This window comes from Methylobacter marinus A45 (assembly GCF_000383855.1).
In the GTDB taxonomy this organism is placed as follows: Bacteria; Pseudomonadota; Gammaproteobacteria; order Methylococcales; family Methylomonadaceae; genus Methylobacter; species Methylobacter marinus.
In genome coordinates, this window is the sequence record NZ_KB912877.1 from 3,209,132 (window position 1) to 3,233,892 (window position 24,761).

Annotated in this window: 13 protein-coding genes; all 13 read left to right on the forward strand. The window is 44.2% G+C overall.

The window, feature by feature from the left end:
- The first annotated feature begins 2 nt into the window (after window positions 1–2).
- The 13 genes from METMA_RS0115425 (at window position 3) to METMA_RS0115485 (ending at window position 24,680) form a co-directional block, all read left to right on the forward strand.
- Window positions 3–383, forward strand: a complete 381-nt coding sequence (locus tag METMA_RS0115425; protein WP_020160003.1) for a hypothetical protein — start codon at window positions 3–5, stop codon at window positions 381–383.
- Window positions 384–637: 254 nt separating this feature from the next.
- Window positions 638–931, forward strand: coding sequence for an IS66 family insertion sequence element accessory protein TnpA (tnpA, locus tag METMA_RS0115430; protein WP_020160004.1), 294 nt, complete (start codon window positions 638–640; stop codon window positions 929–931).
- Window positions 919–1,269: an IS66 family insertion sequence element accessory protein TnpB gene (tnpB, locus tag METMA_RS0115435; RefSeq protein ID WP_020160005.1), complete on the forward strand. Its 351-nt coding sequence runs from the start codon at window positions 919–921 to the stop codon at window positions 1,267–1,269. Before tnpA ends, tnpB begins: the two co-directional genes overlap by 13 nt.
- A 73-nt stretch (window positions 1,270–1,342) precedes the next feature.
- Window positions 1,343–2,974, forward strand: coding sequence for an IS66 family transposase (gene tnpC, locus METMA_RS0115440; RefSeq protein WP_040591225.1), 1,632 nt, complete (start codon window positions 1,343–1,345; stop codon window positions 2,972–2,974).
- Window positions 2,975–3,634: 660 nt separating this feature from the next.
- On the forward strand, window positions 3,635–4,567 hold the full coding sequence (locus METMA_RS0115445; RefSeq protein WP_020160007.1) for a DUF4007 family protein: 933 nt from the start codon (window positions 3,635–3,637) through the stop codon (window positions 4,565–4,567).
- 10 nt (window positions 4,568–4,577) lie between these two features.
- A complete protein-coding gene (locus tag METMA_RS0115450; protein ID WP_020160008.1) occupies window positions 4,578–7,979 on the forward strand; it encodes a hypothetical protein in 3,402 nt (1,133 codons plus the stop codon).
- Between the two features lie 141 nt (window positions 7,980–8,120).
- Window positions 8,121–8,912, forward strand: a complete 792-nt coding sequence (locus METMA_RS0115455; protein WP_020160009.1) for a phosphoadenosine phosphosulfate reductase domain-containing protein — start codon at window positions 8,121–8,123, stop codon at window positions 8,910–8,912.
- A gap of 4 nt (window positions 8,913–8,916) precedes the next feature.
- Complete coding sequence (locus METMA_RS0115460) at window positions 8,917–11,268, forward strand: hypothetical protein (RefSeq protein ID WP_020160010.1); 2,352 nt, start codon at window positions 8,917–8,919, stop codon at window positions 11,266–11,268.
- Window positions 11,268–12,869: a hypothetical protein gene (locus METMA_RS0115465; protein WP_020160011.1), complete on the forward strand. Its 1,602-nt coding sequence runs from the start codon at window positions 11,268–11,270 to the stop codon at window positions 12,867–12,869. Before METMA_RS0115460 ends, METMA_RS0115465 begins: the two co-directional genes overlap by 1 nt.
- A 3-nt stretch (window positions 12,870–12,872) precedes the next feature.
- Complete coding sequence (locus METMA_RS0115470) at window positions 12,873–18,359, forward strand: ATP-binding protein (RefSeq protein WP_020160012.1); 5,487 nt, start codon at window positions 12,873–12,875, stop codon at window positions 18,357–18,359.
- 3 nt (window positions 18,360–18,362) lie between these two features.
- A complete protein-coding gene (locus METMA_RS24710; RefSeq protein WP_040590603.1) occupies window positions 18,363–19,235 on the forward strand; it encodes a DUF4007 family protein in 873 nt (290 codons plus the stop codon).
- Between the two features lie 28 nt (window positions 19,236–19,263).
- Complete coding sequence (locus METMA_RS0115480) at window positions 19,264–23,748, forward strand: hypothetical protein (RefSeq protein ID WP_020160014.1); 4,485 nt, start codon at window positions 19,264–19,266, stop codon at window positions 23,746–23,748.
- Window positions 23,749–23,801: 53 nt separating this feature from the next.
- Window positions 23,802–24,680 carry a hypothetical protein gene (locus tag METMA_RS0115485; RefSeq protein ID WP_020160015.1) on the forward strand — a complete coding sequence of 293 codons (879 nt, stop codon included), beginning with the start codon at window positions 23,802–23,804 and terminating at the stop codon, window positions 24,678–24,680.
- Window positions 24,681–24,761: the final 81 nt, after the last annotated feature.

Consider the following 24,761-nt stretch of genomic DNA (forward strand, 5'->3'; position numbering starts at 1 on the left):
CCATGGCAAAGAAAAAACTCAAATTGGGCTTTGATTCAAGAAGAGGCGTTATAGTCATCTCTCGCGGTATGCGAGAGACATACACTTATGAATCAATGCCTGCCACTGCAAAAGTGTTGATGGATTTGTTACAACTGCAATGGCGCAATGATAGGCTGGTCTGCTATGGAGTGCGCGAAGCCGCTCAAAAGATCAGTTGCACAACGAATACTGCTAGCAAAGCCTTCAAAATCTTGCAAGAGCGCGGCTTTATTGTTTGCCAGGAAGAATCTTTATTCAACAGTAAAAAAGGGAGTAAAGCGCGTGAATGGCGTTTAACCTGGATGCCATTTGAATATAGAAATCCCACTCACGACTGGGAGAACTGGCAGGCAAAAAAATAAATCAACCGTATCAAAATGAAGCACGCAAATAAATTTTGTATGCTTCATTTTGAGATACAGAAAAGGCTTAATTTAATTTGTGTATTAAAAAGCGATACGCACCACTAAAAAATCAATGGCTTACAAAACCATTATGTGCTCCATTTTGATACACACCTATGTAAACCATATCTACTCTGTAAGCGTCCAGTCATTCCACCTGTGCTAACGCCGCCAAAACAGTCATCCTTATTATTTTTTAACGAGGATGAGCAATGGCCTTATCAAAACAGTGGCTCGATCATATCGAAGCCTGGCAACGCAGCGGTTTAAAGCAGTCGGCGTATTGCCGGCAGCACGGCCTGGATACCCACACGTTCGCCGCCCGACTATCGGATTACCGAAAGCGCGAGCGGATGTCGCCGCCGACCTTGATCCCGGTCCAGGTTCAAAGCGCAACAGCGCATGCCGAATGTCTGGTGTTGCAGTGCGGCCAAGGCCATCGCCTGGAGCTGCCGCCGACCATTTCAGCCGTCTGGCTGGCGGAGCTGCTGCGATGCCTGGCTTGATCGAAGCCCCGCCACAGATTTGGTTGGCCGTCGAGCCGGTGGATCTGCGCCGGGGCATTGACGGCCTGTCGGCCATTGTGCAGCAGGCATTGGAGCAGGCGCCGTGCGCGGGCTCGGCGTTCGTGTTCCGCAACCGGGCGGGCAATCGCCTGAAGCTGCTGCTGTGGGACGGTAACGGCGTCTGGCTGTGCCAGCGGCGGCTGCATCGCGGCCATTTCGTCTGGCCCCGGGATGGCGACCGCTGTTTCTCGATCAGTCAGGCGCAATGGCAGTGGCTGATCGCCGGCGTGGACTGGCAGCGGTTGTCGGTTTTGCCATTGGCCGATTGGCAGGTCTGAAAGGCCGGATAAAATGACCTGAAGCCCAGTAAAAACAAGGCATGCAGCGGTTTTTCAGGGTATAATGTCGGCCATGAATCCGCTCGCCGAACTCGATCAATTGAACCTCGACCCCGCCGCCAAAACGCAGGTGGCGGCCGTCGTGCAGGCGCTGCTCGAGCAGGCCAATCAGTCTGTCGCGCAGCTGCAAGCCAAGGAGGCCGAACTGCAAGCCAAGAACGCCGAGATCGAGCAAAAGGACTTCAAGATCCAGGCCCTGACCCTGGAGCTGGCGCATATCCGGCGGATCCGCTACGGCGTCAAAAGCGAGGCCCTGGCGCCGTTGCAACGCGATGTGTTCGAGGAAACCTGGAACACTGACCTGTCCGCCATCGAAGCCGAAATCGGGCAACTCGCCGATACCTCGCCCGGCACGACCGTGGCCAAGCCCAAACGGCCGCGTGCCGGCCGCCAGCCGTTGCCGGCGCATCTGCCGCGCATCGAGCACCGCCACGAACCGGACCGCTGCACGTGCGGGCAGTGCGGCCAGNCGCTGGTCAAGATCGGCGAGGATGTCACCGAACAACTCGACGTCGAGCCTGCCAAATTCTTCGTGCATCGCCACATCCGTCCCCAATACGCCTGCCGCGCTTGCGAGACCGTGACGGCGGCGCCGATCCCACCGGCCGTGATCGACGGCGGCCTGGCGGCCGTCGGCCTGTTGGCCTGGGTGCTGATCGGCAAATACGCCGACCACCTGCCGCTGTACCGGCTGGAGCAGATCGCCGCCCGTGACCAGGTCAGCCTGTCCCGCTCGACCTTGGCCGACTGGGTCGGCCGCGTGGGCGTGGCGCTGCAGCCGCTGGTCGACCGGCTGACCTGGCATCTGCTGCAGGGCAACAGCCTGCATGCCGATGAGACGCCGGTGGCGCAACTGGACCCCGGTCAGGGCAAGACCCGCAAGGCGTATCTGTGGGCTTACCGCAGCAACGACCTGGCGCCGGGGCCGCACATCATCGTCTTCGATTACCAGCCGGGACGCAGCGGTGCGCATGCGCGGCAGTTCCTGGGCGCCTGGCAAGGCCATCTGCTGGTCGATGACTATGGCGGCTATAAAGCCCTGTTCGCCGGCGACAGCCAGACGGCCTGTATCGAACTGGGCTGTTGGGCGCATGTCCGTCGCAAGTTCTTCGACCTGCATCAGGCCAATGGCAGCCCTATGGCGCTGGCCGCCCTGGAGCGTATCGGCCTGCTGTATGCCGTTGAGGCGGAAGGCCGGGGCCTGGACAGCGAAGCCCGAAAGCAACTGCGCGCGGATCGAAGCCAGCCTGTGCTCGAGGCCTTGCATGACTGGCTGCACGAAACCCGTCTTCGCACGGCGCCCAATACTGGTGCTGCCAAAGCCATCGACTACGCCCTGAAGCGCTGGCCGGCACTGGTCCGCTATGCCGAAACCGGTGACCTGCCGATCGATAATAACCCGGTGGAGAACAGCATCCGGCCTATCGCCCTGGGTAAGAAGAATTGGTTGTTCGCTGGCTCCGAGCGTGCCGGCCGCCGTGCGGCCGCCATTCAGACCTTGCTCGGCACCGCCCGGCTCAATGGCCTCGATCCGGCTGTCTGGCTGAAAGAGACGCTGACAAAGCTGCCAGTCTGGCCGAACAGTCGCATTGACGAATTATTGCCCCTGGCACCGGAGTTCATTGAAACGCTAAAGCAGCAATAATGCCAGGTGGTGGGACTGGATGCTTACTCTACTCTGCTTTTATGCAAAGCTAAGAATGTGATTCCAACATGGAATGCCACTTTATTATCTAAATGTTATGGCTATATAACGGTAAGAAACAATGGCCTTTTTTAAAAGACATATTAAGCAACCCACAGACCTGTTGCGGTTAACTATTGCTTACCAAAACCAGAAAGAACTTTTATAAATCTTCAATAGATATTCTAGGGACAGTTATTCAGTAAGCAGTGAATGGTGACATGAAACGGCTAAATTCAGCCGGACATACAACTAAAATAGTTAAAAGGGAATAAGTATGTCCCAAATTAGTGAACAAACTAAAAACAAAATATTTACGGCTCAGAACTTTTAGCAAACTACAGGTTTTTAACTTGAAGTGTTGTACGGTAGCCCTAAGCTGTATCGATGGGTGCAATCATTCATAACAGCAATCAATGCACATAGTGCAGGATTTGATCTCTTGCTGATGGATTGCATGTTTGCCTGAAAGTGCATCTAAACCTTAAACTTTCTATGTGTTGAAGGTATATAAATTCAAGAGGGACGGGCTCAGGTTAATGTTATAATGCAGAAGGGCAGAATGGCGTATCGCTATTATCATATGCCTTACAAAGCATTTCTAATAATTGCACAGGAAACATGGACAGTCTGCTAAAGCCTTTTAACTCTAAAAAAGCATCATTTGGTCGCCATGAAACGTTCGCCCTTCGCTATTCATGGCTAACAAAGGGTTTCCGGGCTTTCGAAGCTAACAAAAACATTTTTTCCTCTGACGAAGCCACTGAAGCCACTATTGAGCTTGGCGTCGGAAAAAATATGGTAAACGCTATTAAATACTGGTTGCGAGCCAGCTCTATGCTTCATGATTCTGATAAAGAGCTAGTTGCCTCGAAACTCGGGAAAGCAATTTTTGATGAAGACGGATGGGACCCTTATCTTGAAGACGAAGCAACTATTTGGCTCATTCACTGGCTGATAGTAACTAATTCTGAGCTAGCCACTGCTTGGTACTGGTTCTTCAACTGTTTCCACAAAGCTGAGTTCACAAGTGAGGAAGCCGCAGATTCATTATCCGATTTCGTTCGCAACAGGTTGTCTGGCAAGCATTCGGAGAGAACTGTCAGAAATGAAATTTCAATGATTTTACGGATGTACAGCTCCCCTAAAGTCAACCTGAAGTCGCAGACTGAAGACTGTTTGGATGCGCCATTAACCTCATTGAAATTGGTCACGGCAGTTGAAGGTCCACATCTTTATCGTTCCTATGGCAATTCACAACCTACTTTACCTATTGAGCTGATTGGCTACGCAGTCAATGAAGTCTTTAACCAACGTAACACGGTGAGCTTACCCATTACTGATTTAATGTACGGTCAAAAAGATGGGGTTGCGCTAGGTAGCGTATTCAGATTAACGGAAAGTGCCTTATTGGCAAAATTAGAAAATTTAGTGAAAACATATCCTTCTATTTTCGAAATCAATGATACGGCGGGTATCAATCAGCTTTTCCGAAAAGATAGCGATGAAGTGTCGTTAGATTTTCTCCGTCATTATTATCAACCTACGCTTTAATGGTGACGACATGGAAGACATTGTTCAACTAGACACGCATTACACCCGTTCTATTAATTTAGAGAGGGATGCAGATTCAAGCGAAGTCCTAAAAGCTTATATTCCGACCTCGCGAGCAGTTCAGACACTAGACAAAATCGCACAAACCTTTACCCAACAGTCTATGCCTCGTGCCTGGTCCCTTGTAGGTCCATACGGGTCAGGCAAATCGTCATTTGCAGCTTTTTTGTCGCATCTCTTAGAAAACCGGACTCGTCCAACAAGTGTGCTTGCACAAGAGATTTTGCGACGGCACAATGTAGAAGTTGCGCGCGAATTTTCCTATTGCACACAAAACTCTAAGGCTTATTGCATAGTTCTTTTAACTGGCAGCCCGGAGTCGCTTAGCAAGCGGTTAGTAGATGCTCTGTATCATTCAGCAGTTACTTATTTCAACGAAATCCCAACAGACACTACCCCTTCAATAATTCATGAGCTGGAGCAAGCAAGGCGCTTTGTTGTAACAACAAGCGAAATTGTCAGCTTACTAAAAAAACTTCGACAAGCTGTCAGTCAAGTATCAGGCAAAGGCATTCTGATTCTCATTGATGAGCTAGGGAAATTTCTTGAATATGAGGCCCGTCACTTAGGCAGTAATGATATTTACCTGCTCCAAGCACTAGCCGAACTGGCATATCAAGGTAGTGATACCAATATTCTGTTAGTGGTATTGATGCATCAAGCCTTTGAACAATATTCAAAAGGTTTGGGTGAGTCGCTGAAAAACGAATGGTTAAAAGTACAAGGACGCTTCGAAAATATCCCGTTTCTAGAGTCAGCCGAACAAACATTGCGAGTTATATCGGCCGCGTTTAATAGCCAATTAAACTCAGTTGAACAACAATCAATCAAGCATCAAACCGCTAAAATCGTTGGCGTTCTAGAACAACAAAATGCTCTACCCGCAGGATTGTCTGCTGAAGCAGCGGTTGATGTGCTTTCAAAATGCTATCCATTGCACCCTGTTGCCACCTTGTTACTACCAACCTTGTGTCAGAAGATTGCTCAAAACGAAAGAACCTTGTTTAGCTATCTAGGCAGTCAAGAGCGCTTTGGACTTAGAGATAGTATTAAGCGTTTAGCAACAGTTGGTGATTGGGTCCTAGCGTGGGAAATTTACGAATATTTTATAGAAAACCAACCATCTGCTACAACCGACCACACCACACACAGACGGTGGGCCGAAGTTATCACTGCAACCGAACGATTGGGTGATGCTGACGAACGAGAAATCCAATTATTAAAAACCATAGGTTTGTTTAATATCATTGGTCGTCAAGCGGGGTTCAAAGCCAGTAACGAATTATTAGAGCTTTGCTTTCCTAAATCGGTCAATGTTCAAGAGCTTCTCGCCCGATTACAAGACAAATCAATTATCAACTATCGCAAATACAGCTCAGAATATCGGGTGTGGGAAGGTAGTGATTTTGATCTTGAATCAGCAGTTATTGAAACGACTCAACAACTCGGTCGGATCGATTTGGCTGAAACACTGGCTCACAGAAATAGGCTGATGCCAGTCGTTGCTCGCAAGTACTCAATACAAAGTGGCGTTTTGCGTTACTTTCAACCCTTTTATGCAGACATCACAACTCGAGATGTTTTCTTTGAAAGCGGAGAACAACCACGGATTGTATTTTTTCTAGCCGATGGACAAAGTGAATGCGAAATATTCCGGGAAAGAGCTAAATCTTACTCTAATCCTCTGACAATCTACGTCTTGTGCGATGGCGCATCACAAATCAAGCAGGTAGTCACCGAATCAATAGCATTAGAAAAAATTCAAACAGAGCGAGCTGAACTAAAGTCAGACCCAGTTTCTCAGCGAGAACTAAAAGATCGTTTACACGCGGTGAAAGCCAGTGAACACGACTTACTAAGTCAATACCTAGATCATCCTGAATGCTACGAATGGCGCTGGAAAGACAAACAGATAATCTTGCCTAAGAAAACACATCTTCAAGCTCTGCTATCCAGGGTCCTAGAGACTGTATTTAGTGAAGCGCCCGTGGTTAAAAACGAGCTTATCAATCGTGATAAACCATCTGGCCAGGCCAATGCAGCCAAAAACAAGCTAATAGCAGCCTTATTGACCAATATGCACTTGGAAGACCTGGGCTTTGATCCTAAAAAATATCCTGCCGAAAAAACCATCTACCGGGCTGTTTTCAAAGAGCCCGGTATCCATGTTAAAAATAACGGCATTTGGCGGTTCGCTAACCCTGCCGCGGAAAACCCATATAAGTTTCATGGCGTATGGCAAGCCATCCATAAATTATTGACTAATAGCAAGAGTCCGCAAAAGCTAACCGATATTTATGGTCTTATTGAACAGCCACCTTATGGAGTACAAAAAGGTGTGTCATCGCTTATTTTTGTCGGTTATTTTTTGGCTAACCAACGTTCCTTAGCTCTCTATGAAAATGGAGTGTTTTGTCCGGTCGTTAGCCAAGAATTGTTTGAAATTTTATTCAAACGGCCTGAATTGTTTTCGGTCGAATCCTTCGAATTCAGTGGCATCCGTGTTGAATTGTTTAATCGTTATTTGGAAAAGCTGATTGGTAAAGCACCGGACGAAAGTACGCTATTGGATATCGTCAAGCCACTTGCCAAGTTTATCGCCAATTTACCGCCTTATACTCTGTCTACAAAATCGCTCGATCCGCAAACAATCGCAGTAAGAGATGCCTTTCAAAGTACGCAAAGCCCGGTAAAACTACTATTTGAAACTTTGCCATTGGCCTGTGGTTTTCCGCCATATACCGATACAGAGCAGAAAGCATGTAATCCCAGCGATTTTTTAAACGAGCTGGTAATACACCTAAATATTTTGAATAAAGCTTATGACAAGCTACTTGATGAGTTTCAAAAGCAGCTAACACAAGCTTTGAAAGAGTCTAGTGATCTGAGCTTGCCTGAGCTAAGAACAACTGTTGCTGAAAAATATGCAGGGCTGGAAAAATATACTACCGACTTGCAAGGCTTAAAGGCATTTGTACTGAGATTACAAAACAACAAAGAAACTGACAAAGCATGGTTAGAATCCATCGCTGCTTTTCTTGGTAAAGCTCCGCCAAATAAGTGGATGCAAAGCAATATTTTAGATGCTGAGTATCGCTTGATTGAACTTTGTGATCGGCTCGAACAACTAGCGCTGCTGCATTCACATCAATTAACAGTCGATACTGAAACAAAAGTGACCGTATTTCGAGTGGTTAATGATCAGGGTAGCCAAGATCAGGTTGCCTATTTAAATCCCCAGTTAAGAATCAAAGCACAAAAGTCCATTAAATCTTTTGAAGATGATTTTAAAAATGCGGATAAAAAATTAAAGCTTGCGATTATTGCAGAGCTGATGAGTCAAGTGAATTAACCTTATGCGGCATTAGTTTAAAAAGATGGCGTTATTTGTTTGAATTTTTTCTCCAATAAAATCATTGGCGCAACGAAGTTATAGAAAATTTAGAGTACAGTATGTCAAAAACCATCATTATTCAGTTTAGGTAATTCAGCCATGAGCGAGCGTAAACCCGTTAGACATCTATTAGGCTTATCCGGTGGCAAGGACAGTGCGGCTTTAGCTATTTATATGCGAGATAAAGTTCCTGAAATGGAATATTTCTTTACTGATACAGGTGCCGAACTACCAGAAACTTTAGCATTTGTCGATTTGCTGGAAGATTTGTTAGGAAAAGAAATTGTCCGGTTAAATTCTAGTAAGGGCTTCGACCATTACCTGAAATTACATGCCAATTATTTGCCTTCTGCTCAACAAAGATGGTGTACGATTAATTTAAAGTTAAAACCTTTTGAACAATTTGTGGGTGAAGATGAAATAATTAGTTATGTAGGGATTCGTGCTGATGAACCTCATCGTGAAGGATACATTTCAACTAAACCGAATATAAAAACTCGCTTTCCTTTTCGTGAAGATGGATTAGTGAGAGATGACATAATTCGCATTCTTGAAGAGTCTGGAATTGGATTGCCAAAGTACTACAATTGGCGTAGTCGTTCCGGTTGTTACTTTTGTTTTTATCAAAGAAAAATAGAATGGGTAGGTTTATATGAAAGTCACCCTGATTTATTCGAAAAAGCAAAAGAATTTGAAAAGTTCGATGAAAAAACAGGCAAACGTTACACATGGTCTCAAGGCGAATCATTAGATGAGTTGATATCAAGAAAAGATGAAATTAAACAAAAATTTTCCATAGAGAATAAGAAAAAAAATCAAAATAACTTGATGAATGTATTGCTTGATGATGATGATGATGATGGCGAAGCTTGCTTAATTTGCATGAAATAGAGTCATGGATTTGCAAAAAAAATTCCAAGAAATTAGAGTTTACATCGAGGACAACAAGCAAAGTTTACATAAGCCAGTTTTATTACTTTTTGCTCTTAGCCAGTGTTTTCAAAATAAAGATCGATTAATACCTTTCAATATAATTGACCAAGAATTCCAGGATATATTTTTAAATTTATCGCTTGTCGGAAAACTCGATAACTCACATTATCCTTTTGGAAAATTAGAAAATGACGAAATCTGGGAAGTTCAGAATAGTATAGATTTAAAAAGGACTAGTGTTGGTCATTTATTTAAGAGTGAGTTACTTAATAAACAAGTATGCGGTGGTTTTACACAAGAAATATATGATGCACTAAATGCTAACAAGCACTTATTGCTAACTATTGCCAATGACCTACTTTACCGTTATTTCCCAGAAGAATTACACGGAACTTTGTTGTTGCACTTAAAGTTACCTGCTTTAGACATACATACATCAACGTCAAAAATTGCCGAAAAATTACCAGGCTACGCAGACTATAACCTAGACCGTTCACACCATGAAGGTAATAAAAAGAATATGGAAACAGTAGAAAACGGGTACATCGCTTATTTAAATTCTTTGCATAACCTCTCCTCCAATAGCGCAAATGCGTTGGCTGAATCACAAGCATTAAATCGTTATTTTGCTGATTTATATCAGCCATTCCCAATAGTGGATGCGGTAGTTTCGGCTTTACAGGGCGGAGAACGCGTAGTTGTATTGACTGGTCACGCCGGTGATGGCAAATCGACTATAGCGCTCGATCTGTTAAAGCGCTTAAAAAGCCTTCCTCCTAATGAACCGTTGCAAGAAGCGCTTAAAGAACGTGAGGAAGTAATCGGCTTGCCTAGCGGCAAGGTAACGATTATTAAAGATATGAGCGAATTAAGCGCGCAAACACGTTTGGACTGGTTGAATGAGGCTTTCAACCACTCGGGCAGTTGGTTGCTAGTCAGCAATACCGGTCCGCTGCTCGACACTCTAGGCAAGTTGGCTGAATTGCGGGGGCAACTGAGTGATGTAGAAAACGACGTACTTGCCATATTGGATACACCTTATGATGAAGGCGATTTAGATCGTCATCTATTAACAGATCGATTTGGCAAAGATTTGGTCATTTTCAACCTAACGCGCCTAGATAATGTTGCACTTGCGGGACAGGTGTTAGGAAAAATGCTTGATCATCCGGCTTGGGACGAATGCTCCGGTTGCTCGGCCCAAACCGCTTGCCCACTCCAACTGAACCGTCGAGGTTTGCTTAAATTAGGTATTGCAGCTCAAGATCGAGTGCGTTGGGTATATCAACGTCTTAGCCAATACGAACAACGCCTGACGTTCCGACAAATGGTTGCTCATATGGCATTAGCTTTAACCGGTGGCTTAAGCTGTACCCAAGCCCAAAAACAAGTCGACTCTTCGATCGCCGAGGGTATGGAGAAAGGGCTTGAAGGTCTGGCGACTATCGTGTTCAGTGAAGGTTTTTTTGGCTATCGTGATGGAAAACCTTGGCCGGAAGCCGAGCGCCTGCGTGCCGTCGCCTTGGTTCGACGTTTAGCTACCGGAGGCCCGATGGCAGTGAACTACGAACGACAATTGATCCGTAGCGAGGGACTGAATTGGGCTGAACTACCTGACGAGATGGCAGCTTTAGGCAAACGTTGGCGAGATAAAGGAATTAACGCTTCCGGAGTACGTTGGCGCTTTGCGTTGCGTCGATTGCTGTATGTGTTTGGCTTGCCTAGCGGTGATCCCGTCAAGGCCGGGCTGTTTATTGACAGCTTCTTACAGTCGCCAAGACTGCGCGACTTTGATTGCTGGCAACGCGAGTCTCGCTTGTGTCTGAGTAGAGGCGAAAACAAAAAACTTCTAAGAGCCTGTTTTCGAGTTCTTTTGGAATGTTACTCAGGTTTTAGCGTGGGTCAATTCTACAACCACGATCGCCTATATCTAACTTTGCGCCGTACCGACCGGAACATCGCACAACCCACCCAATTGGTTATTGGCAGCGTGTCTTTTGACGAGTTTCAACTGGATTTTGATAAAGACAATCGTCATTTGTTATTGCGTCATCGTCCAGGTAAAGCCGTACTTAAGCTTAGCTTACCATTGCTCGATTATATTCAATGCCGTGATGCTGGCGAACTTGGCGGCGAATTAGCTCGTATCCATTGGGCGCAACTCGAAGCTTTTCGTGCCGAGTTGTTGAAAGAAGTAAATGGAAACCGGGGAACTGGTGAGATAGCTTTATTGCGTGCAAACATCAACGGAGAAGTAAAAGTGCACCGATATCTTTTAGATTCTGCAAACAATACCTTGGAGGTTGATGACTGATGATGAGCGATAAAAATATGCTTGAGGATTTGCTCAAGCCATTCCCAATTCAACACGAAAATCTTACAGCCGATAAAACTAATCCAGCAATCAGGTTATACGGAAGGAGATTTTACAAGGACCAAACGCCTGTAGAATATCTCGCAGAGTTTTTGCTGGTTTTTGCATCTCCTAAACAGGATCCTGAGTCGGTAAAAGATAGTATTCATACTTATAGTTTTAGTCTTCCAACATCTGACACACCTCGCTATTGGGCGGAAAACCATATTGCGCTAAAGCTGTTTGCATTTTTCCCTAGTTCGAAATTAGAAACTCGACATCCGGTACATCAGAAATCATATTTAGAAATGCGGGATATTCTAGAATCCCACATTCTTGGAACAGCAGATAAAAAGGAAGAAGGGGTACGTTTGATACAAAGTTTGTTCAACGGTTTTGTCGGAGTAGCAAAAAACCGTACGTGGGTAACCCACTGTTTCTTACCGATCTCAAAAAGCTTACTTGCAAGTGAATTAGTATGGTCTCACAAGAACGCATTACAAGATAACGGAGTTCGTAGCTGGCGTGACTCAGAAAAGTACTTTTCATCAGATCGGCACATTTATATGGCAAGAGGTGGAGAGCTATTGTTTCTTCAATTAGCCAATTTATTCTTTGATCCGACCTCTAATGATATAGCTGCGTTGCCAACATGTGATTCCTATCAACACTTAAACATGGTTGATGTTATCGAATTGGCAAATAGCTTGGAAAATGAATTACGTAAATTATTATTAGAAACTCTGGGTTCGTTATCTGAGTTAATGCAGGTAGTTGATAATGTCCTTTCAGACTTTCGGTTATCTGTGAAACCTAGTTATTCGAATTTAGGATGGGTTCCGCAAGTTAGCCGTATTGAAGCATTCCTGTTCGCAAATGAAATGCAAAACATTTGCACGGCTGTCATAAGTCCACTTGAAAAGCTAGATCTACTCCAGACTCTTTGTTGTATGCAAGTATTGCGTAGTCTATGTTTTCAAGCTCGTCGAGTGGATGGTACAGAAGCAATCACTTCAGGTTTTATTGGAAATTATGCTTGGATTGCCTCTGACCCCGAAGAACCTGTTGCATCGCCTGTTCGTCTGATGGCCCAATCTTCTTTTAAGCGTATTGAGGCAATGCTTTATCGGGTCATTAGAAGTAAAGAACTTATCGATGGTAACAACTCATCTAGCCAAAAGGAAGCTGATAAAAATGGCTTTCATATTTTCAGAAAAATTACTAAAGAAATTGGCCTAGTAGTACCTCGTAAAGGGGGTGGTCAACGTTTTGTCCTGAGTCCTGAACTGCTTCGATTTTTGGTCGCCGCGCTAGTTCGACCCGGTGAGCGAGTTCGTCTTACGGATTTTTATCAACGTGCGTTTGCTCATTATGGTCTTGCCTTGGGTGGTCAGGCGTTAGTGTCGGGATTGGACTGGTGTGGCCATGCGGGTAGTAAGAAAAGTTATGCCGTTGCCGCCGACACCACATGGATTGAAGAAGCCTTACAACAAGGCGGTTTTTTAGTGGAATTGTCGGATGCAGTTTCGATTGTGCACAACCCAAATGGGGCAAAGGAATAACGTATGAATTTGTTTGTCGAGAGTTTGGCTAGTTACCTTAAACAAGAATGGGATAAAGCCTTAAACCTCAATAACGGCCCGAAAGAAGCTCTCTTTATTCTGCAAAGTTTAAGTCCCGAGAATACTTTTTCACTATTCAACGAATTAGAAGAACACCGTAAGCGTTGGATGCAGAGACAACCTTTGCAATGCCATTTTCGTGTTGCTGCCGGATTATGGCGCGATTGGCAATTGTCCACTCCTAGTGATGCTTTGGACAGATCCATGGCTCGGCTTGGTGGGATTGAGCCTAACGGTGAACGACGCTGGATTGATGAAGCAGACCGTCTAACTTATTACCGCAACCTCCGTGCGGATGGCGATAATGCCATAGTGGTGGTGTTACTTGGTTTTAATCACGCTACAGATCAAGGTGGGCAGGCTGATTTTCATCGTGTTGACGAACTGCGTTTATGGCAGCAAACCATGGGGCGCAGTTTTGAAGGCTGGGTACGACGTTTGTGTGAACGTTATGCGCCAGAAGCTGGTGATGCTGAAATAGAGCGTTTCGACGCTGCGATTCAGCAACTTTTTCAAATTCATTCATTGCAACTCGATAAGCTAGCGGAATATCTCGAAATTGTGTCGAACGGTGGAAAAGATATTAATTCGCTTAGCGAATTAATGGAGCGTTTCTATTGGCATTTGCCATTTTGGGGAATTCCCCCATTACGCATAACCGAGTATGAGAAAAAAGCAGCGATTTTTTTAAAAGAAGCTGATGCCTTTATCTGTCACCAACGTTTCAAAAGCCCAACTGAGCAAAAGAAAGCTTGGAAAAAACTAACATGCGCCTTTACTCAGGGCTTGTTAGAGCGTCCTGAAGAGAGCGATTCTGATGCTACGCCAATTTTCACTAGCTTAGAGAACTATCAGTCCTCGTTGCGTGATTTTATTTTCGATGCAGATGCCATAGCACGCAGAAAGCTGTTAAAAGCTGATTTGTTGCCCGTGTTGAAAATCTTGAAAGTTAAAGATGATAAGCCATCAACGACTCCTAAGACCTTGCGTTTGTCGGGGTTAAGTATTGATGTAATGTTACAAGCGGTATGGTTAACATTGCAGGAATTTAAATATAAGCAGCTTGGTGCCAGATCGTTATCTGAAGTACTTGCAAGCATCAAGGTGGTCGTAATTCGCTTCAATCACGATTTGTCTGCTGATGTTGATGCAGGGCAGGATGGCGATGATTTGGCACAGGAATTGTTGAATGGGTGTTTGGGCGGGTTGAGCGATATTTTTGACGATATCGATTGGAGATTACCGATTGATGAGGATCAAGCGCTACAACCTCAAGAGTATTGGGAGAAAAAGATCCCACTAATTTTCGACTCAAGCAAAGTAAGCTTTGGAACTAGCCGCTCTCGTCCGCATGTGAAATTACGGATCGAGCTTGAGTATGCGCCTGGAGAGGAACCGGAAGAAGATGATGAGGATGATTCATCCGACCAAGAAATAGAAACAACCAATAAGTGCGCATTTCGCAAGGCCGTGGTTTGGACATTTGAACCTACTCAGCCGGAACGTGTGCGTTTTCAATATGCTCAATCAGTATTATCAAAATGGCCTCAAGAGACTTCGGGTCATTGGGTGCTCCCCGCTTTTCGATTGCCGGTCATAGAAATGACGGCACTTTATTTCGCCGCAGATGAAGATGAAGCCAATCGCTTAGTCTCTCAAGCACTTTCAGAAATGCACCTAGTCAATTTACTATCCGGTTTCAACAGTCAATCGGTGGATGGAAAGGTTCGCGATTCGGTCCGTCAGTTGGTGTTTTCTTACCGCGCTTGGCTTGAAACCTATGTCAAAAAAGGCTACTACGCAGCTAATACAGCTTATTTCCCGGGTTTAGCAAAAGCTTACCGTAATCTGTCAGAAACCCTGCTCGATAATACGTTATTAGGCAGTGCTGAAGTGTTACGACGCTTTTATAAAGCATTTTTGTTAGTTGATGACAAAATGCATCCCAACGCGGATTACCTGAGTTCTGCAGTTGCATGGGGATTGACCCCAGCAGTCATGGAGCTAACTGAAGGCAGTGTGTGTTTTTTACGAGATAGCTTCCCAGAGATCCTTTGCGAACTGGCATTGGGTCATAACGGCCAAACTGCATTCGATGCACTTTTACGGTTGACCAAAATTCATCGCCCATTAGCAGGCTTGGTAGTGGAGATGGATGGGCATAAAACTCTATCGGCAGAAATCAAATCCCATGGTTTGTTACATTGTTTAGGCAAGCCAAGTGATGTTGAGAAAAGTCTCGCAGTGCAAACTTTATTGCGTGAAGAAGAAATTGATGACGACGACGATATCGCAGATTTACTGATCTCTAACGAAGAAGCTAGTGTCGTAAAACAAGTTTTGAAGGATTACGTACGGTTTTATCCATTTGCCAACGATGGTTTACGTATTCTGGCACTGCATGTCGACGAATTGGCAGCGGTTTTGTCAGGTGTTGGTCAATTTTTGCAGGGATATTTGAAAGAATGCTCCGAAGAATGGCCTGCTTTCCATTGCACTGTAACGGTTTACTCGACCTCATCTTCACCCATGGTCACAGAAAATCGTCTTGCGGCTTGGCGCGACCAATCCTTAGAAAGCAGTCGAGAGCGTGGACGGCCTTTACGATTATCTATTGCTCACCGCTATGCGCCTAACCGTGAATCGATGATTGAGTTGTTGCGGCAGGAAGCTCTTCTATATGATGTGGCGTTTTTATTCCAATTTCTCGAAGGTGGGCTGGTCGGTGAAATAAAAACTGCATTACCTTTCCAGTTTGATTATAACCCTCTAAATATTAGTCGGTTTCCTATTTGCGAATATCCTCGACCAATTCAGAAAGAGGACGTATATCGTAGACAAAGCCAATTAAGCAATCGTAGGTTAAGTATTCAAACACGTCACGCAGACCTGTCGGCAAGGCTTCTCCAACCTCAAAATACAGATGGCGACCATCTGATTTTTGGGCGAATTGACTATCATCCATGGCAACCAGTTGTTGAAGCTTTACACCAAAAGTCTCAATGGGTGGCTTGCATCGATCCCTTTGTTGATAAATACATGCTCTGTGGAAACGAATCACAAACACGACGCAAAATCGTTGGTTTTGCGTCAGGTCTTGGGGATTACGGCGAATTGAACCTTTCTGTTTCCACCGAACAAGATACCCTGTCACGGCTTACTGAACTGGTTCAAGGGCAATTAGACGATCTTTTGCCACTACAAACACCCGGGCAGCTAGAAGCAATGGCTGCTCAAGTAGTTGGAGAGGCCGAGGCTATTATTGGCCTTTCTTCACTGCATGCTGTAGTCGGCGAAGGTGAGAAAATTCGGGAAGTAGTGGGTTTTGCAGCAATACAGAGGGCTTTAGCTAAACCTTCCGCTGCAATGAATCAGTTGTTGCCTATTGATGCAATTTTGCATTGGTTTGCGGACAGCGAAGTTACGCGTCGTCCAGATTTGTTGTCGGTGTCGCTAAGCTTGCGCGAAGATGATTTGCCGCTGGTTGAAGCAGTGGTCATCGAATGTAAATTTGGCCAACAAAACCCCGTTCATCTCGAAAAAGCTAGCGAGCAAGTCCGAGCTGGGTTAAGTCACTTGACGCAATTATTTGCTCCGAACCGGGCTGATATTGGGCGAATGAAGTTTGATCGGCGTTATTGGTGGGCTCAGCTACAACGCGCCATCACATCACGTTGTTTGATCAACCTGTCGGATTCGGATAGGGACAAACTTGACCGGGCTTTGGAGTACTTAGCCGAAGGCTATTTTGAAATCGCTTGGCATGCAGCAATTTTTACATTTTGGACTGATGAGCCAGGCCCTGAGGCAGTTTTACAGGCATTGCCTCTTCAAGCCGATACACTAACGAGGCCATTTAAAGCGCCAGAAGGCTTTAGTATCTGGCACTTGGCGTTGGGCTATCAAGGTTTGGCAAAGTTATTTGCAACGCAATCTCCAGCCTCTTTGTTTTCGTTGGAAGATAGGCCCTCAATCAGAGTTAGCGCGGAAATTTCAATTCCGGTTAACGAAACAGGGTCAGGAAAAGGTCAGACTTCTGCTCACGACATTCAAACACATGATGACGAAGCATCAGTTCTCAATCCCCCATCTAATCTAGAAATAAGTAAAAACAACGACTCCATTGAGCTAGAGAGCCAAAACGAGTACGTTGATACTTCGACCTCGGATGACACTGTTCCATTTGGTACTGAGCCCTCTCATCATGAGCAGATGGCAACCGCGGATACTAACGCTTCTTCGCCAACTCAACCTACAGCATATCCTGTAGCGGGGGGGTATCAATCAGAATTCGTAACGCAAATGATAGCCCCAGTTCCAGAACGGTTGCTAATCGGAACACGAAATAATGGTGATCTCGTATATTGGCATTACGGTCATCCACAATTGAATAACCGCCACCTCTTGATATTTGGTGCATCAGGCTCAGGAAAAACCTATGGCATTCAATGCCTGTTAGCAGAAATGGCAGTAAAGAGTTTGCACTCACTGATTATCGACTACACCGACGGTTTTCTGCCACAACAAACCGAATCTCGTTTCAGGGAAATCACTCAGCCTGAAAATCATCTGGTGATTACTAACAAATTGCCTCTCAACCCATTTCGGCGACAACGGCGACTTATCGATCCATCCATGCCAATAATCGAAGAAACGCCTTATCAAGTTGCTTGCAGGGTCGCAAGTATCTTCTCTTCGATATTCGACACCATGGGTGATCAACAATTTGCATCTCTTACTCGCGCGCTTGAAGCGGGTATTGAAAATACCGGTTTTACCTTAGATGCACTTCCCGATCGACTTCGTGCAGAAGGTTCTTATGGCGAGAGCCTGGCGAATAAACTTGAGCCGTTAATCAAGTCAAAGCCTTTCCGAGAAGAGGCGGATTCGGCGTGGAATAAAATGCTGACTGCACCTGATCGGTGGGTACAGGTTATGCAATTATCAGGTCTTTCGCGAGAAATTCAAAAACTGGTGACTGAGTTTGCGCTTTGGGATTTGTATGATTACGCTTGCAGTAATGGTAGTCAGTACCTTCCAATTCCAATTGTTTTAGACGAAATTCAGAATCTAGATCATCGCAGTGATTCACCTATCGACAAAATGCTACGTGAAGGGCGCAAGTTCGGTCTGTCTTTGATACTCGCGACCCAAACGACAAGCCAATTTAATCAAGAGCAACGTGACCGCTTATTTCAAGCTGGACATAAGTTATTTTTCAAACCCGCTGATACCGAAATCGCTCGTTTTGCTGAGTTACTTAGCCAAAAAGGCAATGTTTCTAAAAACGAATGGGGGCAACGTCTCGCAAGTTTGCAAAAAGGGCAATGTTGGTCACTTGGCCCTGTTCTAAGCTCAAACGGAAATTTAAGCGAGAAAGCTCAATTAGTTTCTATTACATCCCTTGAAGATCGGAATTATGGGGCATAAAGGATGGTTGACGTTAATAATAATGTATTCTCGTTACCGCTCAATTTTCCTCAAACTTTTTTACCTGAGCGACGTTTATTGGCTCAACTGTTGCCCTTTGCATTGAAAAACGGTGTTGGCGATAAAGTCTCAATTGGTGCTGTGACTGGCATCCCTACAGGAAGTAGTACCGGTAAAGTTGAACCGATGATTTATTTTTCCCATGGAATGGGACTGATTACGTACAAAAAGGTGTCGGGAACATGGCAACTTGGGTTGACATCAGTAGGCCGCTTAGTTTTGCAGGAAGATCCATTTTTAAGTGAACCTCACACACTATGGCTACTTCATCTCATGCTATCTCGCAGATTCACACTTTCAACGCCTGCCAAGGGTGTTGCTGATGCATGGTTTTCTCTGTTTTGTGAAGGGGGATTTAGGCTGGGCAATCGGTTTAAGCAGGAAGATTTTTTGGCTTTTTTAACCGAACGGCATGGTGAAGCGAGTTATTTGAAATCCCTTTCTGGTGTTGTTATTCGAAGTTATTTTGAAAATAGTTGTTTAGGTGTCATCAATGCCTTGACTGAGGAAAATAAAGAATTAGTCCGTCAAAGTGCGCCTTTTGAAAAGAGTTTTTTTCCTATCTACGCGTCTTATCTTTTTTTAGTTTGGGATGAGTTATTTTATTCAGACAATCAAATTTCCTTGGATTTTTTTGCTCAACAAACTCGCTTTTTTTCAATTATGGGCTGGGACGAGTCCATGACAACCCAATGGCTAAGTTGGATGGCAGATAAGGGAATCATACAGGTAGATCGATATACAGGAACGTCAATGCTTTTACGCTTGAAGAAAACCAATCAGGTATTAGGCAGTACTTATAGTGGGCTAATTTAATTCAGGGCTAAGCCGAGGGAATTGTTTTATGAAAGTTGGAGAACTGGTCAGTTTTAATAGCGAATTCTTTTTTGAAGGCGCAGTCCAGTTACGTTGGATAGATGAACGTCCTGCGCAGGCACAAAACGCAGCCGAAGCATTTGTTTTTCACGGCCCTCGCTACCATGGCGCATCAGATGCCGAAAGCGAAGGTATAGAAGGAGGCTATCGTCTTAAAGATAGTGCTAGTTTTGTTCATGATCTACTTGCGTCGCTACATGCCGGTTTAAAGGGAGAAGAAACTAATCCCTACTATTTGGTTGTTGCTGGATATGGTTCGGGTAAATCCCATTTAGCTTTAACAACAGCATCCCTTTTAGGCGCTCCAAAAGCCGATACCTCAAACAAAATTGTTGCACGAATTATCGATGTTGATCCTGAGATTGGTAAGGCTGTGCAAGCTGACTTAGCTAACTTACTGAAACCCGTTTTAGTTTTAACGCTTGATGGTATGGCGGGGTTTCATCTTGGAAATGCATTAAGCCGTGCTGTATTGACACAGCTAAGCCGTTATGGTGTCGATGCCGGCGCAATTCGGGCTTTGTCGCCAAGATTTCAATCAGCCGAGCAATTTGTAGAACGTAATTTCGCTTTTCGGGCTGATAGTTTTTCTAGGCGCCTGCCGGGATTAAGTTCGGAAGAGATTTGTGCTCGATTACGAGATAACGATGAGATTATCTATAGCGAAGTCGATGTAATTTATTCCGAGGCTAATGGATCGCCGATTCCAGTTGTCGGGCAAGAATCTGCCCAAGAACTCATTAATACGCTTTGTGAAGTCTACTGTGGACCGGATGGATCGTTCTCTAGCGTTGTAATTTTATTCGATGAATTTGGCCGTTATTTAGAATATGCAGCTGAAAAACCCTTACTTGCCGGAGATGCTGCATTGCAGCAAATATTTCAAGGCGTTCAAGATAACAGCACAAAAATTCGATTTATCGGATTTATTCAATATGAACTCAAAGCTTATTTGAAGCGTTTTGGAAGCGCTGATCTCAGACAATTACAGCGTTACATCACGCGCTTTGATTCCGCTCAGAAGTGGTATTTATCTACAAATCTGGAAACGATTTTTGCGCACATGATTCGCAAGGAACAAGCCGAATTATCTCGAGCGTGGGAAGAAACGCGGGCGGATATCCTTTACCATGACAGTTGGCAAAGAATGAGTAACGCTTTGCCAGAATACAAAAGATTTCCAGTGTGGAGTGACTCTGAACGTTTCAATCGTGTAATTGCTCAAGGTTGTTGGCCGTTGCACCCGTTGGCTACTTGGTTCCTTACTAGGCAAAGAGATGTTGTTCAATCTCGTTCTGCGCTGACCTTTATTAAGGAGATGATAGAACGTATTGCGGCAGAGAGTGTCGTCAAGGATGGACGGTTACGCCAGATTAGCGCAGCAGAATTGATATTAAGCAGTATGTTGCCGGAACTAATAGCAGCAGAGCATGAAACCGGCAGTACAGTAGCTGAAACTTTGCAGCTTTTATTGGAAAAATTCTCTGCACATCTGGATGAACAGCAGCGGCTTGTGCTAGCTGGTGTTGCCATCTTAGAGAAGATGCGTATTGGCAGGCAAAGCCAAGACAATATGGATCGTTTGCTGTGCGAAGCTACTGCCCTCAATTTAGAGAATTTATCTCAAGCGCAACAAACACTAAGCAAAGAACTTGGTGCCATAGAATGGAATCGCGATCTGGGGCAATATGAGCTGATCGCAGATGCCTCGACACGTGGGCAATTTCAACAATGGTTGCGCAAACAGCAAGGGAAATTGACTGCAGATGCCATACGAGAGTTATTTATACGGCAAGGAGCAGCAACCGCTGAATTGGTAGATATTGCGACTGACTTTGGTTTGCAGAACGAAATATCTACCCAAGACTGGCGATTTGAATCCCAATTTGCACATAGCCAAGTTCTTGAAAAGGTCATTTCTCGCATTTTTCAAGAATGGGAGCAAGCGGTTTCTCCTACTGATGCAAAAGGTAAAGTTATATACGTCTATATCAATTCTGATGAGGACATCGCTCAAATTGAAAGACTGATTGAGGACAAATTTTCGGTTGAACTAAACCGCATGCGGATGAGCTTGGCACCAATTTGGGTAATTGGAATAGCAGACCAAGAAGGAAGATTGGCGGAACATATAGGGCGGCTTTATTTGTTTGACGAGCAAATGACAGTCGAAGAGCGTGAGCATTTTCGCCGTTTTGTGCCTGAAGAGATGGAGCGAAGTCGGCAAGCACTGAAAGAATACTCACAGGAATCAATTAAACAAAGGTTGTTTTGGATTGCTGGTTTTCAAGATATTCCAGCCGGAAGATTAAAGCAGGTCGGAAACGAGATATTTAGCCAAGTATACCCTCATGCATTGCCTTTTCCATTTGACGGTTTTGCTACATCAGCCGGAGGTGGTGCTGCTGATTGCGCGCAGTTGACCCGAAGCTTGATTTCGAGACATGTTGATGGGCATTGGGTCCAAGCGCAACCAAAGCGTTTACAAAATCGTGTTAATTCCTTGTTATTTTGCAGTTGGAAGGCGCTCCTTCCGAGTGGCAAATTAACTAGCCCAGTAGAGCCTAAGGTTAAAGCGGTTTTTGATCGACTAGAACAAAACCATAAAGATAATCCTAAACGGACGCTTTGGGACTCTTTTAAAGAGCTTATTGCGCCACCTTATGGAATGAATGCAGCCTCTGCAGAACTGCTTTTGGGATTAATGCTCGGAGGCATAGCACCTCCGCGCCGAATTGAACGAAGGGGGGAAATGGTCTCCTCAGGAGATTGGCTGAGTGAGGCTTTTCCGAAGCAGCAAGGTAAGCATTATCTCGATAAGTCATTGCTTCAAAACAGCATCCTTAAATTTTTGTCGGAAGATTCTGAAGGGCGATGGCGCAATCTATTAAATCGATGGGAAACAGAGCCGAATTATCAGTTAATTCTCGAATTAGCTAATGAAGCAGCGCAAACTAACAAAGTCGCTCCTATACCAGAGGTTTTAGAAGGCATCTATCTGCATTTGAAGGATCGCGCCAATCAAATTGCTCTGAAAATCAAGGAAATTCAAAATGAGTTAGATGAGTGTGAATTGAAGATTGAAAAAGCAGAAAAAAATAATGCGGTGGGTGAACTTCTACGGGTTGGTACACAGCTAATAAAAACTCGGCAAAGGATGGAGGATGAAGATTGTTGGCCGAGACAATTTATTGAGAGCTGCGATGCAATGTTATCCATGGTTCAGCCAATTTTGGCTGGCCTAATTCGTGATTGGCTACCACGACAAAGTTGTAACTCAACAGTGCAGGTAAGCGATTTCCGTTACCGAATGGGAAAGGCCATTGAAAGCCTTCAATTGCTTGGATTTAAGACCGAAGCAAAATCGTTGGAGCAACAGGTTCAGCACAGCATAGCTAATGTTGAAGCTAGACAAAGATTCTCATTAACCCTTGATGAGAGTGATGATTATCCACGCCAACCTAATCCAACTGAATCAACTCCGGTGCGTGAATTAAGAGATGAAATTACCAAAGGTGATAATCTCATTAAAAGCCTTCAAGGGGCGCATTCAGTACTAAGTCAAGACGAAATTAATTCTCGTGTCAAAGCTATAGAGAATCGTCAAAATCGTTTAAGAGAAATGGTGAAGCACCAAAACAAATTACTAGCTGACTTGTTTTCGCAATCTCTTAATACTGAAACAAATCTACTAGATGTTCTTGTAAAAGCGAAACGTTTAAAAGGCATATTTGTCGGAACACCTGATGAGGGTGAGGTATCTGATATTATTTTTCAATTAGGGAAAATCCTTGATGATGTGGCCACATGGGATAGCAACAACGTTTCTCCAGATAAGCTGCAAGTTCTATTAAATTTACAAATTCAGCAGCAACTTGGAGAACTAAAGATTTTTCTGGAAGCCAAAGAAATTGAGTCGGCATGGGATTTAGGTACCGTTTACAGTGCCTTAGCTAAGGAGCGCATAGCTGCGGCAATAAAACGATCGTCAGATTGGCTTTTACCAAGAACTCAACTTTTGCAAAAAGTCGATTCATTGAATATTTTTGAATGCGAGGCGACTGAGAAGGAATTTATGGCCGCCCCTAGCTATTTATCTAAAGATGATCGGCTTAAGGTCGATGGCTATTTGGATACTTTGCGAATGAGACATACAATTCTTGAAGAAGAAATCAGGAGCTCAAAAATAAAGGCTTGGCAAAAGCAATTCCTTGAACTGGTAAATATAGATCTTCTAACTAAATTCGAAACTGAACGATTGTTAGCTGAATTAAATAATCCTCCTGAAAAACTAACATATGAAGAAAAAAAATTGATACAACCTGTCGAACTTGAGCTCATTGTTCATCTAGATCAATTAAGCATGGATGAGATTATTTCTAGAATTGAACGGCTGCCTTTAATTATGAGGCAGCAACTCTTATCAACACTTTCAGAGATGTTAATTGCTTGATGATAATTCTAAGAAATGGGATTTTATAGTTATTCATAATAAGGATTATAGCTTTGAGTAAATTATTTGAGAAATATTCTCACTTGATTAGCGGGCTCTCTCATCTATCAGATGAAGACAGCGCAATTCACGAACTATTACTGTGGGAAAATAGAGAACGTCAGCTTGAGTGCTTTTACGCTCCCTTTGAACATATCAACAAATCTGCAGAGATAGTTTTAATTGGCATTACTCCTGGGCGTACACAAATGAATCGTGCATTAGTTGCAGCATCCCATGCTATCAGAGCGAAATCTGGTATTAATAATGCAATTTTGGAAGTAAAACGTAAAGGTAGCTTCAGCGGAAATATGCGGCTAAATATTGTAAATACACTCAATAAACTCGGGTATCACAAAAAACTAGGTATTGAGTGCGCTAGCGAGCTTTGGAGCACAAAAAACCACTTAGTCAATTTCTGTTCATTATTGAAATATCCCATATTCATTAAAGGTAAGGATTACAACGGCAGTCCGAATCCATTAAAAGTCGCAGAACTCAAAAGCTTATTAATTGAGGGCTTTTCGAAGGATCTGCTGGCCATTCCAGAAACTGCAGAACTCATTCCACTTGGTGATCTGGTAGCTGATGTTATTTCTCAATTGGAGAATATGGGTTTAGTTCCACAAAAAATCAGCCGATTTGAAGGCAAGATAGTTGCTCCTCCACATCCTAGTGGAGCTAATGCTGAATCGATATCTCTTCTGCTATCAGATCAATACCCTGAAAAAGAAGAATATCTTGAACAAATGTACCAAGATTATTTAAGAAAACGTAGTTGGGAAAAAAGAAAAAGCGGCAAGCCTCAGTCTGAATCCAAGTACAAAGAAATACGAGCATCACGCTGGGAAAGCATGTTATTTGTGCGTAGGGCATACGGTATAGATGCCTAATTGCCTTCAAGAAGTTCAAATATATTGATGTCCATTAAAACAGTTATTACTGTGGTTGAGAACTGAAGGATTGTAAATCAT